Genomic DNA, 19,365 nt, shown 5'->3' on the forward strand with positions numbered 1-19,365 from the left:
CCGTGGCGCCTCCCGGGCGTCACGCCGGAGCCCCACGCTCCGGCCTTGAGCGCCGCCTGGAACCTCAGGCCGCCATGAGCGCGTCGTGCCGCCGCGGGGAGTCACCGGAGACCGTGGCGTGCGCGATGCCCGCCAGCGACCGCCGGGAGACGCCGCTGTCCGGCGCGTAGGCGATCACCGGGAACATCGTCACCTCGATCACCAGACCGCGCGCAGCGATCACCCGTCCGAGCGACGCCAGCAGCGTGTCGTCGCCCACGAACGCCGGCCCCGTCGCCGGGTTCTGGTCGCCGTCGCGGAAACGCAGCCGGATCGGCCGGATCGGCGCGCCCGCGTCGATCGCCGCCTGGAACATCGCCGGACGGAACGGGCCCATGCCCCGGCCGCACGTCGTCGTGCCCTCGGGGAAGACGGCGACGTCGTGTCCCGCGGCGAGCGCGTCCGCGACGTCCCGCACGGTGCCGGGCAGCGTCGAGAGCCGCTCCCGGTCGATGAAGATCGCGCCGCCGCCCGCGACCAGCGAGCCGATCACCGGCCACCCGGCGATGTCGCTCTTGGCCAGGGGCTTGCACGGCATGATCGCCGCCACCACCAGCGGGTCCAGCCACGAGACGTGGTTGGCCACCAGCAGCGTGCCTCCCCGCGCCGGTTCCTGCACCGGGAGCACGGCCGAACCGCCCAGCACCGAGAACCCCTGCACGACCTCCAGGCGGATGCCCAGCACCCGCAGCAGCGCCCGGGCCCAGCTCATGCTCATCTCACTGCGCCGCTTCTCGTCGAACCAGCGGGCGGCGAACGACCACGGGACGCCCGCGACCACCACCGCGAGGGCGCCCAGCACGCGGAGCACCCGCCGGACCGGGCCCACGGTCCGCGCCGGGGCCGTCACGCACGAGGCGACCGTGCACGACGCCACAGGAAGCCAGCTCATTCGGTCGCCCCGAGGAAGTGCCGCAGGTAGCGGACGTCGACATTGGCCAGCGACAGCAGGACGAAGAAATCCGCCGTACCGAACTCCGGGTCGTGGGCCGGGGCGCCGCCGATCCACGCGCCCAGCCGCAGGTAGCCGCGCAGCAGCGGCGGGATCACGAACCGGTCCGGACGCATCACGCCCTCACCGGACCACTGCCGGTGCGGCGTCACGCGGTACTCCTCCGGCCCGAGCGGGATCTTGTCCAGCACGCCCGCGGCCGCCGCCCCGCCGTCGTCCAGCGGGATCGAGCAGCAGCCGCCCAGCCAGCTGAAGCCGCCGCTGACCATGTAGTGGGCGATTCCCGCCCACATCAGGCCGATCACCGCGCCGCCGCGATGCGCGGGGTGGACGCACGTACGCCCGACCTCGACCATGCCGCCCCGGATGCCGGAAAGCGCCGACAGATCGAACTCGCCGTCGGAGTAGAGCCGGTCCGACCGCCCCGGCGCCAGCATCCGATACGTGCCGACCACCGTGTCGCCCTCGCGCACCAGCAGGTGGTCGCAATAGGCGTCGAACCTGTCCACGTCCAGCCCGGAGACCGGCGAGTCCAGCCGGGCTCCCATCTCCTCGGCGAACACCTCGTAGCGGAGCCGCTGCGCCGCGCGCAGATCGGCGGGCGTCCTGGCCAACCCCACCGTGTATCGTCCGCGCGCGTCGGTCAGACCTCGTTCCGGAAGCCTCGGGGCTCCGGCGAGTCCGTTCGGTCCGTTCAGTCCATTCAGTCTGGAGAGATCGGGAAGACCGGCGGGGGCGGCGGCTGTGGGGGGACCAGCGGGCACGGCGGCCTGAGCGACGGAGTCGCTCGCGCCGTGGACACGGTCGGTGAAGACCTGGGTCATGGCATGCCTCCTCGTGTGGCATACCCATGAAGACATGGGGAGATGACCATCTCCCGTCCGTATGGTGAACCGCTTACGCGTTCACTCTGAGCGGTCGGTAGCGTTATGCCCGATGAAGCAGCGCACGCTTTTGATCACACTCACCGGCCCCGACCGGCCCGGGGTGACGTCCCGCTTGTTCAGCACGCTGGCGTCCTTCCCGGTGAACGTCGTCGACGTCGAACAGGTCGTCATCCGCGGCCGCCTGGTCCTCGGCGTGCTCGTCATGTACGCCGGGGGCCCACCCACGGGAACCGGTGGCACCATCGGCGCCATGTGGGCGGCCATCGAGCGCGTGGCCGAAGACCTCGGCATGGAGGTCGAGCTCGCCACCGGCACCGATACCAAGGAGAAGCGCCGCAGAGGGCGCCTCCACGTCACCGTCCTCGGCAACCCGCTGCACCCCGCCGCCCTCGCCGGCATCGCGGGCCGCATCGCCGCCGCCGGGGCCAACATCGACCGCATCGAGCGGCTGGCGCACCTGCCGGTCACGTGCATCGAGCTGGAGGTCTCCGGGGCCGACCCGGCAGCCCTGCGCACCGCGCTGGCGGCCGAGGCCGTCCTCCAGCAGGTCGACGTCGCCGTCCAGCGCTCCGGGCTCCACCGTCGCACCAAACGGCTGATCGTCATGGACGTCGACTCCACGCTCATCCAGGGCGAGGTCATCGAGCTGCTCGCCAACCACGCCGGCTGCATGGACGAGGTCGAGAAGATCACCTCGGCGGCGATGCGCGGCGAGCTCGACTTCGCCGCCTCCCTGCGCGAGCGGGTGGCGCTGCTCGAAGGGCTGTCCGCCGACGTCTTCGAGCGCGTCCGCAAGGAGGTCGTCCTCACCCCCGGCGCCCGCACCCTGGTACGCACGCTCAAGCGCCTGGACTACCGCTTCGCCATCGTCAGCGGAGGCTTCACCCAGATCACCGACGCTCTGGTGGAGGACCTCGGCATCGACTACTCCGCCGCCAACACCCTGGAAGTCGTGGACGGCAAGCTCACCGGCCGCGTCGTCGGCGAGATCGTCGACCGTCCGGGCAAGGCCCGCGCCCTGGAGCGGTTCGCGCGGGAGGCCGGCATCCCGATCAACCAGACGGTCGCCATCGGCGACGGCGCCAACGACCTCGACATGATCGGCGCCGCCGGGCTCGGCATCGCCTTCAACGCCAAGCCCGTGCTGCGGCAGGCCGCCGACGCCGCGGTCAACGTCCCCTACCTGGACACGATCCTTTACCTGCTCGGCATCTCCCGCGAGGAGGTCGAGGCCGCCGACGCCGAGGACGGCCTGACGCCGCCCGCGGCGGGAAGCCCGCACCACTGACGCGTTCCCGGGCGCGCCACCGCGCCCGGACGCGTCGGCGCCCCTACCGGTCTCTGTTTCAGTCGCCCATCAGCGCCTCAGCCGCCCTGCGGCGCCTCAGCCGCCCTGCGGCGCCTCAGCCGCCCTGCGGCGCCTCAGTCGTGCTTCGGCGTCCAGCGGCTGATCACCCGCGCGTCGCCCGGGCCGAGCCCGGCCCAGCCGCCCGTCTCCAGCACCGCGAACGCCCCCGGCGGGAAGCCCTCGTCGTCGCGCGACAGGCTCAGGTTGACGACCAGCTCATGCACGCCCGGATTGTGACCGACCAGCAGCAGCGTCGAGACGTCGTCGTCGGTGCGCCCGATCAGTTCGAGCAGCTCGTCCGGATACGCCTCGTAGATCTCGCTCTCCAGGTGCAGCGGAGCGGCGGGCGCGAGGTCCGCCAGGGCCAGCTCGGCGGTCTGCCGCGTCCGCAGGGACGGCGAGCACAGCACAAGATCCGGAGACAGGCCCATCGCCTTCAAGGTCTGCCCGGCACGCGCGGCGTCGCGCTCGCCGCGATGCGTCAGCGGACGTTCCCGGTCGGCCAGCCCGGGGACGTGCGCGGCCTTGGCGTGTCTCAGGACGATCAGCGTGTTCATCCCCTCAACTATCCCATTACACGCGTACGGCTACCGCCCAGCCTCGGGCGGTAGCCGCAGGTTTCGCGTCCCCGGACCTCACCGCGCGCTCGGCGCGGCGGCCAGGAAGCGGACTAGCTGGAGACCTTCGCGGGCTCGGCCCGCGCGCTCGGGTCCTCGTTCGCCGGGGCGATGCCCGTCGAGCGCCGCTTGGAGACGACCACCGCGCCGACCACGATCACCACCGCGACCAGCGTGACGCCGACGCGCAGCACCGCGTTGTCGGCGTAGGTCACGACGGCCGGGGCGATCAGCAGGGCCACCAGGTTCATGACCTTGATCAGCGGGTTGATGGCCGGACCCGCGGTGTCCTTGAACGGGTCGCCGACGGTGTCGCCGATGACCGTGGCCGAGTGCGCCTCTGAGCCCTTGCCGCCGTGGTGGCCGTCCTCGACCAGCTTCTTGGCGTTGTCCCACGCGCCACCGGAGTTGGCCAGGAACACCGCCATCAGCGTGCCCGCGGCGATCGCGCCCGCCAGGTAGGCGCCGAGCGGCGCGTACCCGAGGGCGAAACCGACCGCGATCGGCGTCATGACGGCGAGCAGACCCGGCGTCGCCAGCTCACGCAGCGAGTCGCGGGTGCAGATGTCGACCACGCGGCCGTAGTCGGGCAATTCGGCGCCGGACATGATGCCCGGCTTGGTGCGGAACTGCTCGCGGACCTCGTACACCACGCGCCCGGCCGCCCTGCCCACCGCGCTGATCGCCAGCCCGGAGAAGAAGAACACGACCGCCGCGCCGATGACCAGGCCGACGAGCACGTTCGGCGCGTCCACGCTCAGGCTGAACGAGCTGAACGAACCGAGAGCCTCCTTCACCCCGGCGGACGCGCTCGCCAGCTTCAGCTCGACCGCCGTACGGAACGACCCGAACAGCGCCGTCGCGGCGAGCACCGCCGTCGCGATCGCGATGCCCTTGGTGATGGCCTTGGTGGTGTTGCCGACCGCGTCCAGGGAGGTGAGGATCCGCGCGCCCTCGCCCTCGACGTCGCCCGACATCTCGGCGATGCCCTGGGCGTTGTCGGAGACCGGGCCGAAGGTGTCCATCGACACGATGACGCCGACCGTGGTCAGCAGTCCCGTACCGGCCAGGGCGACGGCGAACAGCGCCACCGTCACGTTGCCGAAGCCCAGCAGGAACGCGCCGTACACGGCACCGCCGATGAGCAGCGCGGAGTAGACCGCGGACTCCAGGCCGACCGAGATGCCGGACAGGATGACGGTCGCCGGGCCGGTCAGCGAGCTCTCGCCGATCTCCTTCACGGGACGGCGGTTGGTCTCGGTGAAGTAGCCGGTGAGCACCTGGATCGCGCTCGCCAGCACCAGGCCGACCAGCACCGCGCCGATCGCGATCAGACGCGGGTCGGCGTCGAGCTGCGCCACGCCGGCGCTCACACCGCTGAGCTCGGAGAACGTCGCGGGCAGGTAGGCGTAGGCCGCCACCGCCACCAGGACCGCCGAAATGACCGCGGAGATGAAGAAACCTCGGTTGATCGCCGCCATCCCGGAGCGATCCCCGTTGCGCGGAGCCGTGGTGAAGATGCCGATGATCGCGGTCAGCACGCCGATCATGGGGACGATCAGCGGGAACACCAGGCCCTCGGTGCCGAAGGCCGCCTTGCCCAGGATGAGGCTGGCGACGAGCATGACCGCGTAGGACTCGAACAGGTCGGCCGCCATGCCGGCGCAGTCGCCGACGTTGTCGCCCACGTTGTCGGCGATCGTGGCCGCGTTGCGGGGGTCGTCCTCGGGGATGCCCTGCTCGACCTTGCCCACCAGGTCGGCGCCCACGTCGGCCGCCTTGGTGAAGATGCCGCCGCCGACTCGCATGAACATCGCGAGCAGCGCCGCGCCGAAGCCGAAGCCCTCCAGGACGCTGGGCGCGTCGCCCTTGTAGATGAAGACGACGATCGCCGCGCCCAGCAGGCCCAGGCCCACCGTGAACATGCCGGCCACGCCGCCGGTACGGAAGGCGATGCGCATCGCCGGCTTCTCGCCCGCCTCACGGGCGGCGGCGGCGACGCGGACGTTACCCCGCACCGCCAGCCACATGCCCATGAAGCCGGTCAGCGCGGAGAACACCGCGCCGACCACGAAGAAGACCGAGCGCCCGATGGCCACGCCGGTCGACTCCGACGGCAGCAACAGCAGCAGGAATGGGACGAGAATGACAAAGATGGCAAGAGTTCTGAACTGCCGCGTGAGATAGGCGGCTGCGCCTTCCTGCACCGCGCGCGCGATGTTCTGCATACGCTCGGTGCCCTGACCGGCGCCGAGCACCTCGCGGACGAGACCGCCCGCGACGGCCAGCGCGATCAGCGCCACCGCGGCCACCACGATCACGATCGTGAGGTGGGAACCGCTTAGAGATACCGCTGCGGCGTCGTCAGCGGCGAGATAGAGCCTAGACATCCGTCCTCCTCGGCCAGACGGGTAGGTCCAAGCTCAGACCGCGCTGCGGAATGAGTCGGGGGGCGGCGCGCATCCGAGCTGGATTGGCAGTGCCGCTTCCGGTAACGTCCGCAGACCTCCCGCAGGGCATCGTCGATCTGCGGGGACATAAACCTTGGCCGGTGCGGGGAGTCTACGCAGGCACGCGCCAGATATGAAGCCTCTTCGGCCAGCTAATTAGGGCTCCGTCCAGTAAGCGCCGCGCCTTTGCCCCGCAAGGACATGGTTTTCCAGGCACGATGCCGCGCAACGCCCGGATTACCGTCAGGGATTTATTGCCATAGCTTTGTGTCCATAACTCCGGAGACATACCTGCCGCCCCCGCCTCCGACACTCCGGACCGACGCCGCATACCCGTCAGAGATGATCAGCCGGCCCTCCGCCCAAACTTTTCCCCTTGCCCCATTTTCCTCCCTTCACACCGCCGTCACAAAACCGCCACAAACCTTTCCTCTTCCCGTCACCACCACCAGCCCCCACCCCGAGACCCGACCCACACGCCAAGCCCTCGCCCTGTTCAACGCCGCGGCGGCGGGAAGGGCCGGCGGCGATGTCGGCGCCGCGTACGGCGGGTGTCCCGGTTGGGTGTTCGGCTCGCAGGCAAAGTTCTGCCCTGGCTCCATGGAGCCTCGTGGCACGGGTGAGGCGGCCGGGCCCACGGACCGGCTCTGGATCATGGTGCGGTTCTGTTCATCGGGAGGTCCGGCCGTGTTCTTCTGGGGCTTACACGGGCGGCCGATGCTGCTGGGAGCCGCTTCGAAGCCGCGGCCGTTCCCGAGGGCGCACCGGTAAGGGAAAGGCTACGGCGACAGGCCGGTCGATCACGCACGGCAGCTCCAGCCGCTTGCCGACGTCGGACACCGGCAGATGCCGCATGCCCGACTGGGAGCGCTTGCCGGCCTCAGACGCAGGGCACAAGCCGCTCGTCGGCCTCGGACGCCGGTACGGGCCCGTTGTCGGCCTCGGACACCGGTAGGCGGGACACGGCACGCCGGCGGACGGCGCTCACGTCCGGCGCGGACCGTTCCACGACGCTCGCGCGCGGCCTCGCCTCCGCCGGAGCGCTCGGACACCAGGTCCGAGACGCTCGGAGGTGGTTTCGGAATCGCTTCGATCCCCGTCACGCGGTCCGGTGATGCGTCAGGGAGTCGGACTCCCGACGTGCGGCTCGGCGACGCGTCAGGGAGTCGTCGCGAAGCCGGTCGCGGCGGCGGGCCAGCTCATTCTGATCCGCAGCCCCTTGGCGCTCGGGTACACCTCGACGTCATCGGCCAGCGCGGCGATGACGGCGATGCCGAACCCGGACATCAGCGTGTCGGCGGGAAGTAGGCCGGCCAGCTCGGTTCCGTTGACGGCTACCGGCGGCCCGTCCTCGTCCTTGTACGCCTGTTCGAGATCGTCGCTCGGGGCGGAGTCGGTGACGGTGACCTCGAAGCGTCCCGACTCGTCGCACAGCTCGATGCGGATCGGCTCGCCGGGGCAGTGAATGCGATGCGCCTCCACTGCCCGTGAGCATGCCTCACCCACGGCGAGCCGTACTTCGTCCAGCAGCGCCTCCGCCACCCCGGTACGGCGGGCGATCGCGGTCGCGACCAGCCGCGCCGTGCGCACGTGGGCCGGCAGCGCGCTGAACGTCAGCTCGACGGTGGCCATGACTACTTGTCTCGGCCGTGAGCTTCCTTGGCCTCTTCGACCGAGGCGTAAATCCCGAAGACCTTCGTGAGACCGGTGATCCGGAAGATCTTGAGGATGCGCTCCTGCGTACAGACGAGCTCCAGGGAGCCGTCGTGCGCCCGAACGCGCTTGAGCCCGCCGACCAGGACACCAAGACCCGTGGAGTCGAGGAAGTCCACCTTCTCCATGTTGACGAGGAGGTGGAAGTTGCCCTTGTTGACCAGGTCGATCAGCAGCTCACGCAGCCTCGGCGCGGTATAGACGTCGATCTCACCCTCGACTTCCACGATGGTGAGTCTGTCTTCAGTGTGGTGGTCCAACTTCAGGTCCACAGATCCTCCAGCGCCTTGCCTGCTGAGTCCACGATGAGGGGTCTGACATGCTGGGACCCCGGGTCCCAGCGCGCAATACCCTGACGCGCGGCATTCAACCACGCCCCGTCTTCGTGTCTATACGAAATCACGACTCCGGGCGACTCTCCCCCAAGATGCCAAACTGGAAACCAGTGACTGCGACTACTTCACCCTCGCGGCGACCAGGCCCGATCCTCACACGCCTGCTCGCGACACCCGCACGCCGGGAGCGTGTCACCCATGTGGAGCACGTTCCCGCACGTCAGGCGGGTCATGTGCATTGGCCGGACTGGGTTGCGGAGCCCCTCGTCAGCCGCCTGAGAGATCTCGGCGTCGACGGCCTCTGGGAGCACCAGGCGATGGCCGCCGACCTGGTACATCGTGGCCAAAACGTGATCATTGCCACGGGCACGGCTTCGGGAAAATCTTTGGCTTACCTGGTGCCGGCCGTGTCGGAGATCCTTTCCGGAGGCACCGTCCTCTACCTCACGCCGACCAAGGCCCTCGCCGCCGACCAGCTGCGGTCGCTCAAGGGGCTGGAGCTCGAACAGGTGCGGGCGGCGACCTACGACGGTGACACCCCGCCCGATGAGCGCCAGTGGGTGCGGCGGCACGCCAACTACGTGCTGACCAACCCCGACATGCTCCATCGGTCGATGCTGCCCCACCACTCGGCGTGGACGTCCTTCTGGCGGCGGCTGAAGGTCGTCGTCGTGGACGAGTGCCACGGCTACCGCGGCGTCTTCGGGTCGCACGTGGCCCAGATCCTTCGCCGGCTGCGCCGGATATGCGCGAAGTACGGCTCCCGTCCGGTGTTCATCCTCGTCTCGGCCACGGTCAGCGACCCCGCGGTCGCGGCGATGCGCCTCACCGGGCTTGAGATGGCCGAGGTGACCTCGGACGCGTCTCCCCGGGGTTCCACTACCTTCGCGCTCTGGGAGCCGCCCCTGACCGATCTGCGGGGCGAGGGGGGCGCACCCGTCCGGCGCACGGTGACGGCCGAGACCGCCGACCTGCTGACCGACCTGGTGATCGACGACGTGCGGACCCTCGCCTTCGTCCGGTCGCGCCGCGCCGCCGAGACGGTCTCGCTCGTCGCGCGCGGCAACCTGGAGGAGATCTCCCCCGAGCTTCCCGCCAGGGTGGCCGCGTACCGGGCCGGGTACCTCGCCGAGGACCGGCGATCGTTGGAGAAAGCTTTACGGTCAGGGGCCGTCACGGGCCTGGCGACGACCAACGCGCTGGAACTCGGCATCGACGTCTCCGGCCTGGACGCCGTGCTGATCGCGGGCTGGCCCGGCACGAGGGCGTCGCTGTGGCAGCAGGCGGGCCGCGCCGGCCGTGACGGCCAGGACGCGCTCGCCGTGCTCATCGCCCGCGACGACCCTCTCGACACATACCTCGTCCATCACCCCGAAGCCCTCTTCGGGCGGCCGGTCGAGGCGATCGTGCTGGACCCGGACAACCCGTACGTCCTCGGCCCTCATCTGTGCGCGGCGGCGGCCGAGGTCCCGCTGACCGAGGCCGACCTGCCGGTGTTCGGCCCCTCGGCGGAGGCGGTCCTGGACGACCTCGTGGAGCGGGGGCTGCTGCGCAGGCGTGCCCAGGGGTGGTTCTGGACCCGCCGCGACCGCGCGGCCAACCTCGCCGACATCCGGGGCTCGGGCGGCCCCCCGGTGCACGTCGTGGAGTCGTCCACGGGACGGCTGCTCGGCACCGTGGACGAGCCGTCCGCCCACACCGCCGTCCACACGGGAGCGGTGTACCTCCACCAAGGGGACACCTACGTCGTCGACCTGCTCGACCTGGACGCGAGCGTCGCCCTCGTCTCGGGGGCCACGCCGGACTACTCCACCTTCGCCAGGGATGTCACCGACATCTCCGTGCTGGAGTCCCTGCGCTCGCACCCGTTCGGGCCGGGCGAACTGCACTTCGGCACCGTGGAGGTGACCCGGCAGGTCGTCTCCTTCCTCAAGCGCCGCGTGCAGAGCGGCGAGGTGCTCGGCGAGGAGCCTCTGGACCTTCCGCCGCGCACCCTGCGGACCCGGGCCGTCTGGTGGACGCTGCCGCCCGAGGCCGTGGCCCCGCTCCTGGCGGCCGGGTACGACCTCGGTGGTTCGGCGCACGCCGCCGAGCACGCCTCCATCGGCCTGCTGCCGCTCTTCGCCACCTGCGACCGCTGGGACATCGGCGGCGTCTCCACGGAGGTGCACCTCGACACCGGCCTGCTCACGGTCTTCGTGTACGACGGCCACGAAGGCGGAGCCGGCTTCGCCGAACGCGGCTACGCCCGCGCCCACGACTGGCTCACGGCCACCCGCGAGGCCATCGCGTCCTGCGAATGCGAGCGAGGCTGCCCCTCGTGCATCCAGTCCCCCAAGTGCGGCAACGGCAACGACCCCCTGGACAAACAAGGCGCCCTGACCCTCCTCGAAACCCTCCTGACCCCCTCCCACCCCGCCTGACCGCCCGCTCCCCCACCCCCGTGCCCCGAACTGTTGGGTGGGTTCGGGGGCGTTGGGTCGGTGATCAGGGACATCACAACCTCGGACCGCCGACCGCTGACCGCCGCCTCGGACCACCGGCCACCACCGCGCCGCCGACCGCATTGCAAGGGGGCGGTGCCCAGCCGAGATGCGGCAGGTCAGCGAGGGCCGGCTCGGGAGGTTGCCACGATCGAGCGGCGGCCCGCCCAGGGGATCGTCAACGGGACGACCACGCTGACGTCCACGACTCCGGCGTCAACGGCGCACCTGCTCACAGTGGCGCCATTGGCGTGCGCGATATCGCGGGCCAGGCGGCAGGCCCGTGCCGGAGCGGCGAGCGCCTGACTCGCCCCCGCCAGCGCGCTGAGGTCGGCGGCCGACTGCGCCCGATGACGCCCCACCCTCGTCACGCCCGCCATCAGCAACACCCCGGCCAGCAACCAGACCAGCGCCATGGCCCCGACCACCCAGACGGTCGCCGAACCACGATCACCGGCCACCCGCCTCAGCGAGCGGTGCCGTCCCCCGGCCCTGCGGCACGTGCCCGCACCGAAGCCCCCGCGCATCCGGCTCACCGCGACCATCACCCCCTTCCCAGTCGAACCTCAGGACTTCAATCCGCACTGCTCGCGGGAGGGTCGGCATTGCTCGGCGGCGGGTCGTCGGCACCCGGCTCTGTGGTGGACACCGCGGACGCGCTCACCGAGATCGGCGGTACCGCGATGGCCCAGCCTGGCCGTATCGAGGCCGAGACGGTGACGCGGCTCACGCTCGGCTGACGGGCCACCGAAACGGTCGCCTCGGGAGGCCCGGCCCGTGCGGCGGTGTGGCGCACGGCATCCAGCGGCTCGCCCCTCGCCGCGGCCCTCGCCCCCGCACGGGCGGCGTCGACGCATTCCAACTGGGCCGCGACGACCGTGAGCGCCCACAACGCCGCTCCGAGCACGAGCGCCAGCGACGGCAGCGCCACGGCCATCTCAGCCGTCACCGACCCCCTGTCGGACGCCCTTGCTCCACGCCCCCGTCGACCGCCCGACCCTGGTGACGAGCGACTGAAGACGTCCACCACCAGGAACCACAACCCCGCAAGTCGACCTACCACCCAGCGCAACCCCATGGACCGGAGCCGACAACGCGACAGGCTTGGCATAACGCGCTTATGACCTGCTCGGAAGAACCAATCGGTACAAATAGCACCAAACACGCCTATACCCCCATAGATCAAGTTCCTGGATGACCTGCGCCCCCAGGACGGCCCCGTCGCTGGACGGGGGCCGCCCCAGGCACGCACCCCACTTCAGCCCTCAGGTCGCCAGTTTGAGCGCGCGGCCGATGACGTCCGAGAGCATCTTCCGTACCTCCTCACTGCTGACGATCTTGTAGAGCAGGCCGGCGAACGCGCAGGCCGCGATGGTTCCGACCGCGTACTCGGCGGTCGACATGCCCGCCTCGCCCCTGGGCCGCGCCATGACGGTGAGCCGCAGCCCGGAGACGCGAAACCGCTCGCCCCACCTCCGCAGCAGACGCCCGGCCCCGAGCCCGCTCCTGATCAGCCGCACGGCCGGCATGCGCCCACCGCATGTGTGGATCAACCTGTCCATCGGACCTCCCCTTGAGTCGTCATCGGGGCCGGTGGATGACCGCCCCGGCCCCGGCGGGCGAGACGAGAATGGCCCAGACGACCAGGCGAATCCGGGGCCGAGCGCGATTCTGTGGATGAAGGAGCCACCTGCGGCAGAGCCTGTGGATAACCGTCGGCAAGGCGGGCTCCTCGGACGAACGGCAGGGCGCCTACAGGGATGTCTGGGGGCCGGTCTGTCTTCTCCGGCGGGGAGATCAGTCGCTTACTGCCGGAGGGCAGGCCGGTAAGGCTGGCGGTACTCCCAGCCCTCGCTCGCGGGTAGGTGAGGGGCGGTGGTCGGGTCAGCTGTGGAAGACCTGGGCGGCGAGGCCGGCGACGACCGGGATGATGCCCAGGAAGACGAAGGCCGGCAGGAAACACAGGCCGAGAGGCGCGACGACCTGGACGCCCACGCGGCGGGCCGCGGCGTAGGAGGCCGTTCGGGACTCGTGGCGCGCGTCGTCGGCGAGCCTCGCCAGCACGTCGGCGACCGGCGCCCCGCTCAGCGCGGCCCGCGTCATGCCCCGCGCCAGCGCGGCCAGCGGACGGTCGGATTCCAGGGCCTGCCAGGCGGATTCCGGCCTGGCACCGAGCCGTAGCTGGCCATTGACCCAGGCGAGGCTCTCGCCGAGAGGTCCCCCGATCGCCTGCGCCGTGGCCTCCACGGCGCCGCCGACGGGCTGCCCCGCCCGCAGGCAGGCGACCATGAGGTCAAGGGCGTACGGAAGATCGGCGATGACGCGCTGGTGCCGCCGACGGACGTCCCCCGGCTTGCGGCGACGGCGGATGACCACCACGACGACGCCGACCGTGATACCGGTCACCAGCCCCGCCCATCCGCCGACGAAAAGCAGGCCACCGAAGGCCGTCGCGGCCAGAGTCGACGCCTGCCGTATGGTCTCCTGCCTTCGCCTCGTCTCCTGCTCTCGGCCGCCGTTCTTGTGCCTCAGGTCGATGCCCCACAGGACGGCCAGCCGTTCGGCCGGGTCGCAGGGCGTCACCCACAGCCACACCGCGACCGCCATCACCCCGGCGGCCAGGAGAACGTTCATCGGGCATCCAATCGCCGAGCGGGACCACCCGCAGCGCAAGTAAGGGTTGTGGACGGCAAAAGTGGCTGGTCAGGGGCCGTCTCGGGACTGCCGTGGCGACTCTCAGCCGTACGGCAGGTCGCGATGCGGCGCTCGGCGAAACCAAGTCCGGCCGCAGGCGCGGCCACGGGGCGTGGACCAGCGCCGGCGGGTCGCCGCCCACGTAGACGATCTCGCAGGCCGGGCTGACACGCCGGCGGCCTCGCGGACGTTGGCGACCGCAGGCACCCCCACGCTGAGCAGGCACAGCTCGGAGAGCCAGGCAGCTCGGACCCGCGTCAAAGTGCCGGCAGTCCACGTTGTGCACGGCACAGCGATCCGGCCTGTGTGAGTCGGGTGTCAGTCCGCCTGTTGGGCGCGGGCCGCCAGCCGGTTCGTCCACCAGACGCCGGCGATGTCCAGTAGCACGCCGACGGCGAGACAGGCGAAGCCGGCGGGACTGCCGAAGAGGAACTCGAGCGGGCGCAGCCCCAGGCCCGCCGCGAGTAACAGGCCGAGAGCGGGCAGTCCCGCGAGCAGGCGTGCCGTGGAGCGTGGCCCCGCCAGTTGGGCCGAGACCTCGGCGCGGTGTGCCTCCGCTTCCCGCAGGGAGCCGCCCAATCGCTCGATCAGCGCGGCCAATCCACCGCCGACGGTGAGGCCGACCCGCCAGCAGGCCGCGAGACGGACGAGGCCTTCGCCGCCTTGGTCGGGGGCGGCGCGTTCCAGAGCCGTGGCCACGTCTCCGCCGTCGCGGGCGATCGCGACCACCGGGCGGAGCACGGCCGGATCCGGAGGATCCAGACACGAAGCGGCACGCGCCAGAGCCTCTCCGGGAGTGCGGCCGGTCGACAGCTCGGCCACGATGCCCTGGCACAGCTCGATCGATGCCCTGCGCCACTCGGCGGCCCGCCGCGCACGGTCGGTCCGCCGGACGAACTCCGCCAAGCGGACGCCGGACCACCACGCCACCTCGTCGTGCGAGCTCATCAGCGCACGCAGCCGAAGGTCCGCACGAGAGGGGCCGATCCACGTCAGCACCGCTCCCATGGCCAGGAGCACCGCCACCGTCAACATGTTCACACTCCCCTGGTGGCCTGGTCTTGGTGGTTGGTCGGGCTTGTTGGCTTGGTGGGCTTGGTGGTCGCTGTGGACCATGAAGGGGTAAGGGGCCCTGCGCCATGGCCGCTCCGGGAGCGACCGGACGGCGGTGGTTCGGCGGAAGAGGCCGACGCGGCGGGCAGCCGGGTCATGGGGCGACCGTGCCGGGGGCTCGGGTGAGTAGTGAGGGCAGGGCCGGGCCCGGGAGGGGATCGCCGCGGGCGGGGAAGGTCAGGGCGGGCACCATCTGGACAAGCCCGGATGGGGCACGCTCGACCAGGCAGATCTCGGCGACCCTGCGTTTCCCGCCGCCTGGGTCGCGGACCACATGGATGACCGCGTCCAGCGCGGCCGCGATCTGGCTGTGGACGGCCTCGCGGGTCAGCCCGGCGGCGCAGGCGAGCGCCTCCAGCCTCGCGGGCACGTCGGCGGGGTTGTTCGCGTGCAACGTGCCGCAGCCGCCGTCGTGGCCCGTGTTCAACGCACCCAGGAGATCCACTACCTCGAAACCTCGGACCTCCCCGACGACCAGCCGGTCGGGCCTCATGCGCAGGGCCTGGCGCACCAGGTCACGCAGGCTCACCTCTCCGGCGCCCTCCAGGTTGGACGGCCTGGTCTCCAGGCGGACGACGTGCGGGTGAAGCGGGCGCAACTCGGAGGAGTCCTCGACCAGGAGCAACCTCTCGCCGGGATCGGCCAGGGACAGCAAAGCGGACAAAAGTGTTGTTTTCCCCGTTCCGGTCCCTCCGGTCACGAGGAAGGCGAGCCGCGCGGCGAGGATCGCGCGGAGCGCCACGGCGCCGTGGCCGGGAACGAGTTCCTCCAGCGTGAACGACCTGCGGGGCGGCAGCCGGAGGGAGAGGCACGTGCCCTCAGGCGCGACAGGCGGGAGGACCGCGTGCAGCCGTACGCCGCCGGAAAGGCGGGCGTCGACGTACGGGCACGCGTCGTCGAGGCGCCTGCCCGCCGCCGCGGCGAGCCTCTGTGCGAGGCGCCGGACGTCGGCCTCGCTGGAGAACACCACCGAGGTGCGGCGAAGCCCCTGACCGTCGTCGACCCATACCTCGCGCGCGCCGTTGACCAGAACGTCGGTGATATCCGGCTCGGCGAGCAGGGGCTCCAACGGGCCGGCTCCGATCAGGTCGGCCCGCAGGGCACGCGCGACCGCGAGGATCTCGGCGTCGCCCAGAACCGCGCGCTCGGCGCGCAGCGCGGCGGCCACCTGCGCGGCGGACGGCTCCGTCGCCGTCCTCGCCAGCCGTACCCGGACGGCCTCGACAAGCTCCGGCGACACGCTCACCCTGCTCATGGGCTCATGGCCGTTCCAGCGGCGGGCCGGCGGGCGCAGGCCGGGAGACTCGCCGCCCGTGGGCGTCGGCGTCGGCGGGGAGCGAAGAGCCGTCCCCCCGATTGAGGAACTCGGCCAGTCCTCCCCGGCCGGCCAGTCCTCGCCGGCCGGGGAGGACGTCGGCGCACTCGCCGCACGTGTGCACGGCGCCGACGGCGTCCAGCCCTGGCGGCGCGGTCGTCAAGGGCGGCACACCGGCGAATGTGAGGCTCATCGGGGCTCCGGTTCGTCGAGAAACCCGGCGCAGAAGCGGCCGAGAGGAGTGCGGGGACCGATCGAGGGGGCGTCTCCCCGGTTGAGGGACTCGGCGAGGCCGCGCTGGTCGGGGAGGACGCCGGCGCAGGGGACGCCGAGGGACGTGGAGACGACCTCGGCGCGCAGCGCCCCGTCGCGGACCACCGCCGCCAGGGACGAGGTGTGGCGGCGGAGCTCGATCAGCACCTGGGACGCCGCCAGGACCCCTCTGACGTCGGCGTGGACGAGCAGGAGGGTTGACGCAGCGCGTGAGAGGGCTTCGGCGGCCGCCGGGCCGATGTGACGGGGAAGGTCGACGACGATCAGGTCGCAGCCGCGGTGTGCCGCCCCGAGGACGGCGCGCATCGCTTCGGGTGGGATGGGCGGAGACTCGCCGCGATCCCAGGAGAGCACCGTGAGCTCTCCGAAGGTCGGCAACGCCTCTTGGAGAGCGGCGAAGCTCACCCGGCCCTCGCGCTCGACGATGTCCGGCCAGCGGGCGCCGGTGGCCTGTTCCTGGCCGAGGACGACGTCGATGCCGCCGCCGAGCGGGTCCGCGTCCACCAACAGGCTGCGCAGGCCGCGCCGGGAGCCCCAGAGGGCCAGGGACGCGGCGAGGACGCTCGCACCGGCGCCGCCTCTGCCTCCGACGACACAGATGGTCTGCCCGGCTCTGACCAGAGGCTCCGATGCTTCGGCGAACTCGTCGACCAGCCGCCGTTCCGCGGACGGCAGTTCGAGCACGGCCTGGGCTCCGACGGCGACGCATCGGCGCCACACCTCCGGGTCTTCCGGGGCGCGCGTCACGAGGAGGACGCCGGTTCGCGGCGGAGGGCCTGTGGCGGCCAGGGCGTCGGCTGCGTCCGCCCCCACGACGACCAGCGGGGCGCGCCTCCAGTACGGACGTGCGTGAGGAGCCGCGTGCGCGACGTCGATCTCGACGCCTGCGGCCGCCGCCACACGCAGAAGATCGTCGAGCAGTTCCTGGTCTTCCGTGATCACCAAAGGGCGGTGCATGGGGCGTCTCCCTCGTTCGCTGGGAGGCCCACTGTGCGGAAATCCGCACGGCCCCCGACGCCCCGAACGAGGTTCTGTGGATAACCCGTCCGTCCCCGGACACGCACCGGGTCACCACCACAGCGAAGTCCCCGGCGAAGACCAACCCGTCTCCGTACACAGCGACGCCGCCCGCCCCCACCCGGAGCGATCTCCTTCGCCGGAGCCATCGCGCCCGGAGGCGGGGGCCGCCGCGATGGGGGCCCAGGGGCGACTTTGGGGGGAAATTAGGGCGACCCCCGCCGGGGGGGGAGAGCGGGGGTCGCCAACCGGTCCGGCTCCGGGGGGGTAGAGCCGGTCCCGTTTTCGAAGAAAGCTTTCGTCTGCGCCCGCGACGCGGCAGGCGGGTGCCAAAACTTACCCAAGCGCCTTCGCCACGGTCATGCGGACACCAACGTATGGTGCCCGATGAACTTGAGTTCCGTCGAGGAGCAATCTCTAATTTCCACTAGTTTTTTTCCGCCGTAGCGGAGCGGCTACTGGAAGTACGCGAAAATCGGCCCCTCCACGCCCATCACCGTCGGTGATCAGTAGATGTTTCACAGCTGACTGTCAGGAACCTCCGCGAACCCGCGCACACCGGGACGGGCGGCCACCTGCGGGCCCGTGCCGCAGAGGCTCCGGGCCGTCCACGAGTCAGTAAAGGTCTTGTCACTGGGGGTTCCCATCAGGTCGAATCCGACGTAGAAAGGTGACACGGACCCAGTGTCCGAGTACGGCCGCCGGGCACCCACGCGCGACCAGCCGCGGGAGGCGTGTCGAGACGGGCTTGTCCCGCTCCGACGATTAGAGGTGCACGCTTGGTAACCCGGTGTGGCGTACTGGCGACGGCGTCCCCGAGCCGGGGCGCCGTTCGCTTGTGTCCGGGGCGGGCTCGCCAGGTACCGAAGATCCTGAACTTTTCCTCCATCGCCGGTCTGGCGACGTAAATTTTCTCGCCATCGGCGACCGGTTCCGATTTTGTTGCATCGCGGCGCACGGCGCGCGCCGCCCCGACACCACATCGCCACGACCGCGTCCCTTAGTAACCGAAAACCCCGTTTCCGGGCCGATCAGGACACCGGCCCGCGACCTGCGCCCCGAGCCGGCCCGCACAGGGCCTTGCGAAGCGCGCGGCCGGCGCGACATGCCTGGAAAGATCGTTCCATCGAGAGCCGACAGGCGGGCGGATTCCGCCGTCGCCGACAGGCGGCAACGGCGGGTCAGCCGCGTTCGAGCGCCTCGCACACGGCGGTGGTCTCGCGCGCCCCCAGCCGGACGGCTTCCGCGCAGTGCCGCACCCAGCCCCCCACGCCCTCGGCGGTCCCCTTCAGGTAGCCCCGGAGGCTCTCGCCGTACGCCTCGCGCAGGTCGAGGTGGCCCGCTTCGACCGTCACGAGGGACTTCGGGTCCAGGCCGAACTCGACGAGGGTGAGCCGCTCGGCGGCCCTGGCCACCAGGCCGTCGGCCGTCCCGAAGGGCCTGAGCACGACGATCTCGGCGTGGACGATGGCGGCGACCACCAGCGCGGGGGCCTCGGACGGTGTGGTGATCAGGTCCGCCAGCGAGGCGATACGCGCGGCCGTGGCCTCCGCGCCGGGGGCGGGGCCGAGGCCGAGATCCACGTCCGGATCGAGAAGGTCGGAGGAAAAACCGGACGGACCCGAGGACGCCGGCGAGGGGGGAACGGGGTCCGTGCGCGGGCGCCCGAGAAGGTTCTCGTCCGTCACCAGGCCGGCGGCGGCCAGGACGTGCAGCCGCGCGAGCACCTGGCGCGGCGCCGTGCGCCAGACGTCACCGAGACGCCCCACTTCGGACGACACGCGCAGCGCCCCCTGGACGGCGGCCGATTCCGCCTGCCCGGACCGCAGCACGTCCAGCGGAATGTCGGCCCCTTCCAGGGCGGCCGATGCGCGGGCGCCGCGCAGCACCGACTCCGCGGTCACCTCGGGACGGCGGCGGCGCAGGACGCGGTGGCCGTACAGCCGGTCGACCGCCGTGCGGGCCTCCCGCACGGCCTCGGGGACGCCGGGCAGCTCGGCGATGACAGCCAATGGGTCGCTCACGCCACCCGACCTTACCCGCGGGTAGAACCGGCATCGATGAGGGCAGACCTCCGACGATCAGCGTGGCCGGGCCGAGGTCACGCCACGCCGGTCCCGCCAGGCCCG

General features: G+C 71.4%; 17 protein-coding genes. 2 read left to right on the plus strand and 15 right to left on the minus strand.

Features of this window, described 5'->3' with window-relative positions:
- Positions 1 to 64: 64 nt before the first annotated feature.
- Positions 65 to 931 carry a lysophospholipid acyltransferase family protein gene (locus AB0H21_RS17230; RefSeq protein WP_358517231.1) on the minus strand — a complete coding sequence of 289 codons (867 nt, stop codon included), beginning with the start codon at positions 929 to 931 and terminating at the stop codon, positions 65 to 67.
- Positions 928 to 1,815, minus strand: coding sequence for a GNAT family N-acyltransferase (locus tag AB0H21_RS17235; protein WP_358517233.1), 888 nt, complete (start codon positions 1,813 to 1,815; stop codon positions 928 to 930). The genes AB0H21_RS17230 and AB0H21_RS17235 overlap by 4 nt, the downstream gene beginning before the upstream one ends.
- A gap of 112 nt (positions 1,816 to 1,927) precedes the next feature.
- Between AB0H21_RS17235 and serB the strand changes: the two genes are divergently transcribed.
- Positions 1,928 to 3,166 carry a phosphoserine phosphatase SerB gene (gene serB, locus AB0H21_RS17240; RefSeq protein WP_358517235.1) on the plus strand — a complete coding sequence of 413 codons (1,239 nt, stop codon included), beginning with the start codon at positions 1,928 to 1,930 and terminating at the stop codon, positions 3,164 to 3,166.
- A 134-nt stretch (positions 3,167 to 3,300) separates the two neighbouring features.
- Here serB and AB0H21_RS17245 read toward each other — a convergent pair whose 3' ends face one another.
- The 4 genes from AB0H21_RS17245 to AB0H21_RS17260 form a co-directional block, all read right to left on the minus strand.
- Entirely contained in the window at positions 3,301 to 3,783 is a 483-nt protein-coding gene (locus tag AB0H21_RS17245; RefSeq protein WP_358517237.1) for a histidine phosphatase family protein, read from the minus strand.
- Positions 3,784 to 3,896: 113 nt separating this feature from the next.
- Positions 3,897 to 6,233, minus strand: a complete 2,337-nt coding sequence (locus AB0H21_RS17250) for a sodium-translocating pyrophosphatase (RefSeq protein ID WP_358517239.1) — start codon at positions 6,231 to 6,233, stop codon at positions 3,897 to 3,899.
- A 1,218-nt stretch (positions 6,234 to 7,451) separates the two neighbouring features.
- Positions 7,452 to 7,925 carry an ATP-binding protein gene (locus AB0H21_RS17255; RefSeq protein WP_358517241.1) on the minus strand — a complete coding sequence of 158 codons (474 nt, stop codon included), beginning with the start codon at positions 7,923 to 7,925 and terminating at the stop codon, positions 7,452 to 7,454.
- Positions 7,926 to 7,927: 2 nt separating this feature from the next.
- A complete protein-coding gene (locus AB0H21_RS17260) occupies positions 7,928 to 8,278 on the minus strand; it encodes an STAS domain-containing protein (protein ID WP_114029683.1) in 351 nt (116 codons plus the stop codon).
- A gap of 263 nt (positions 8,279 to 8,541) precedes the next feature.
- Between AB0H21_RS17260 and AB0H21_RS17265 the strand changes: the two genes are divergently transcribed.
- Complete coding sequence (locus AB0H21_RS17265; protein WP_358517244.1) at positions 8,542 to 10,764, plus strand: DEAD/DEAH box helicase; 2,223 nt, start codon at positions 8,542 to 8,544, stop codon at positions 10,762 to 10,764.
- Positions 10,765 to 10,943: 179 nt separating this feature from the next.
- Here the strand turns inward: AB0H21_RS17265 and AB0H21_RS17270 are convergent, their stop codons facing one another.
- From AB0H21_RS17270 to AB0H21_RS17310, 9 genes are all read right to left on the minus strand, one after another.
- Positions 10,944 to 11,369 carry an Rv3654c family TadE-like protein gene (locus tag AB0H21_RS17270; protein WP_358517246.1) on the minus strand — a complete coding sequence of 142 codons (426 nt, stop codon included), beginning with the start codon at positions 11,367 to 11,369 and terminating at the stop codon, positions 10,944 to 10,946.
- A gap of 29 nt (positions 11,370 to 11,398) precedes the next feature.
- Positions 11,399 to 11,773 (minus strand): TadE family type IV pilus minor pilin, encoded by a 375-nt coding sequence (locus AB0H21_RS17275; protein ID WP_358517248.1) that lies wholly within the window; start codon positions 11,771 to 11,773, stop codon positions 11,399 to 11,401.
- A gap of 316 nt (positions 11,774 to 12,089) precedes the next feature.
- On the minus strand, positions 12,090 to 12,386 hold the full coding sequence (locus AB0H21_RS17280; RefSeq protein ID WP_358517250.1) for a DUF4244 domain-containing protein: 297 nt from the start codon (positions 12,384 to 12,386) through the stop codon (positions 12,090 to 12,092).
- A gap of 322 nt (positions 12,387 to 12,708) precedes the next feature.
- Positions 12,709 to 13,458: a type II secretion system F family protein gene (locus AB0H21_RS17285; RefSeq protein ID WP_358517252.1), complete on the minus strand. Its 750-nt coding sequence runs from the start codon at positions 13,456 to 13,458 to the stop codon at positions 12,709 to 12,711.
- A 378-nt stretch (positions 13,459 to 13,836) separates the two neighbouring features.
- Positions 13,837 to 14,553: a type II secretion system F family protein gene (locus AB0H21_RS17290; protein ID WP_358517254.1), complete on the minus strand. Its 717-nt coding sequence runs from the start codon at positions 14,551 to 14,553 to the stop codon at positions 13,837 to 13,839.
- 172 nt (positions 14,554 to 14,725) lie between these two features.
- Positions 14,726 to 15,886, minus strand: a complete 1,161-nt coding sequence (locus tag AB0H21_RS17295) for a TadA family conjugal transfer-associated ATPase (RefSeq protein WP_358517256.1) — start codon at positions 15,884 to 15,886, stop codon at positions 14,726 to 14,728.
- Positions 15,887 to 15,890: 4 nt separating this feature from the next.
- A complete protein-coding gene (locus AB0H21_RS17300; RefSeq protein ID WP_358517258.1) occupies positions 15,891 to 16,139 on the minus strand; it encodes a hypothetical protein in 249 nt (82 codons plus the stop codon).
- Complete coding sequence (gene ssd / locus AB0H21_RS17305) at positions 16,136 to 17,176, minus strand: septum site-determining protein Ssd (RefSeq protein WP_358517260.1); 1,041 nt, start codon at positions 17,174 to 17,176, stop codon at positions 16,136 to 16,138. Before ssd ends, AB0H21_RS17300 begins: the two co-directional genes overlap by 4 nt.
- 1,241 nt (positions 17,177 to 18,417) lie before the next feature.
- A complete protein-coding gene (locus AB0H21_RS17310) occupies positions 18,418 to 19,260 on the minus strand; it encodes an oxidoreductase (RefSeq protein WP_358517262.1) in 843 nt (280 codons plus the stop codon).
- Between the last annotated feature and the right edge of the window lie 105 nt (positions 19,261 to 19,365).

Source organism: Sphaerisporangium sp. NPDC051011, from assembly GCF_040653595.1.
GTDB lineage: Bacteria > Actinomycetota > Actinomycetes > Streptosporangiales > Streptosporangiaceae > Sphaerisporangium.

Bases quoted from the DNA above. Each gene is read 5' to 3' on its own strand.
- AB0H21_RS17230 (WP_358517231.1), bottom strand. From the start codon at position 931: ATGAGCTGGCTTCCTGTGGCGTCGTGCACGGTCGCCTCGTGCGTGACG.
- AB0H21_RS17235 (WP_358517233.1), bottom strand. From the start codon at position 1,815: ATGACCCAGGTCTTCACCGACCGTGTCCACGGCGCGAGCGACTCCGTC.
- serB (WP_358517235.1), top strand. From the start codon at position 1,928: ATGAAGCAGCGCACGCTTTTGATCACACTCACCGGCCCCGACCGGCCC.
- AB0H21_RS17245 (WP_358517237.1), bottom strand. From the start codon at position 3,783: ATGAACACGCTGATCGTCCTGAGACACGCCAAGGCCGCGCACGTCCCC.
- AB0H21_RS17250 (WP_358517239.1), bottom strand. From the start codon at position 6,233: ATGTCTAGGCTCTATCTCGCCGCTGACGACGCCGCAGCGGTATCTCTA.
- AB0H21_RS17255 (WP_358517241.1), bottom strand. From the start codon at position 7,925: ATGGCCACCGTCGAGCTGACGTTCAGCGCGCTGCCGGCCCACGTGCGC.
- AB0H21_RS17270 (WP_358517246.1), bottom strand. From the start codon at position 11,369: ATGGTCGCGGTGAGCCGGATGCGCGGGGGCTTCGGTGCGGGCACGTGC.
- AB0H21_RS17280 (WP_358517250.1), bottom strand. From the start codon at position 12,386: ATGGACAGGTTGATCCACACATGCGGTGGGCGCATGCCGGCCGTGCGG.
- AB0H21_RS17285 (WP_358517252.1), bottom strand. From the start codon at position 13,458: ATGAACGTTCTCCTGGCCGCCGGGGTGATGGCGGTCGCGGTGTGGCTG.
- AB0H21_RS17290 (WP_358517254.1), bottom strand. From the start codon at position 14,553: ATGTTGACGGTGGCGGTGCTCCTGGCCATGGGAGCGGTGCTGACGTGG.
- AB0H21_RS17295 (WP_358517256.1), bottom strand. From the start codon at position 15,886: ATGAGCAGGGTGAGCGTGTCGCCGGAGCTTGTCGAGGCCGTCCGGGTA.
- AB0H21_RS17300 (WP_358517258.1), bottom strand. From the start codon at position 16,139: ATGAGCCTCACATTCGCCGGTGTGCCGCCCTTGACGACCGCGCCGCCA.
- ssd (WP_358517260.1), bottom strand. From the start codon at position 17,176: ATGCACCGCCCTTTGGTGATCACGGAAGACCAGGAACTGCTCGACGAT.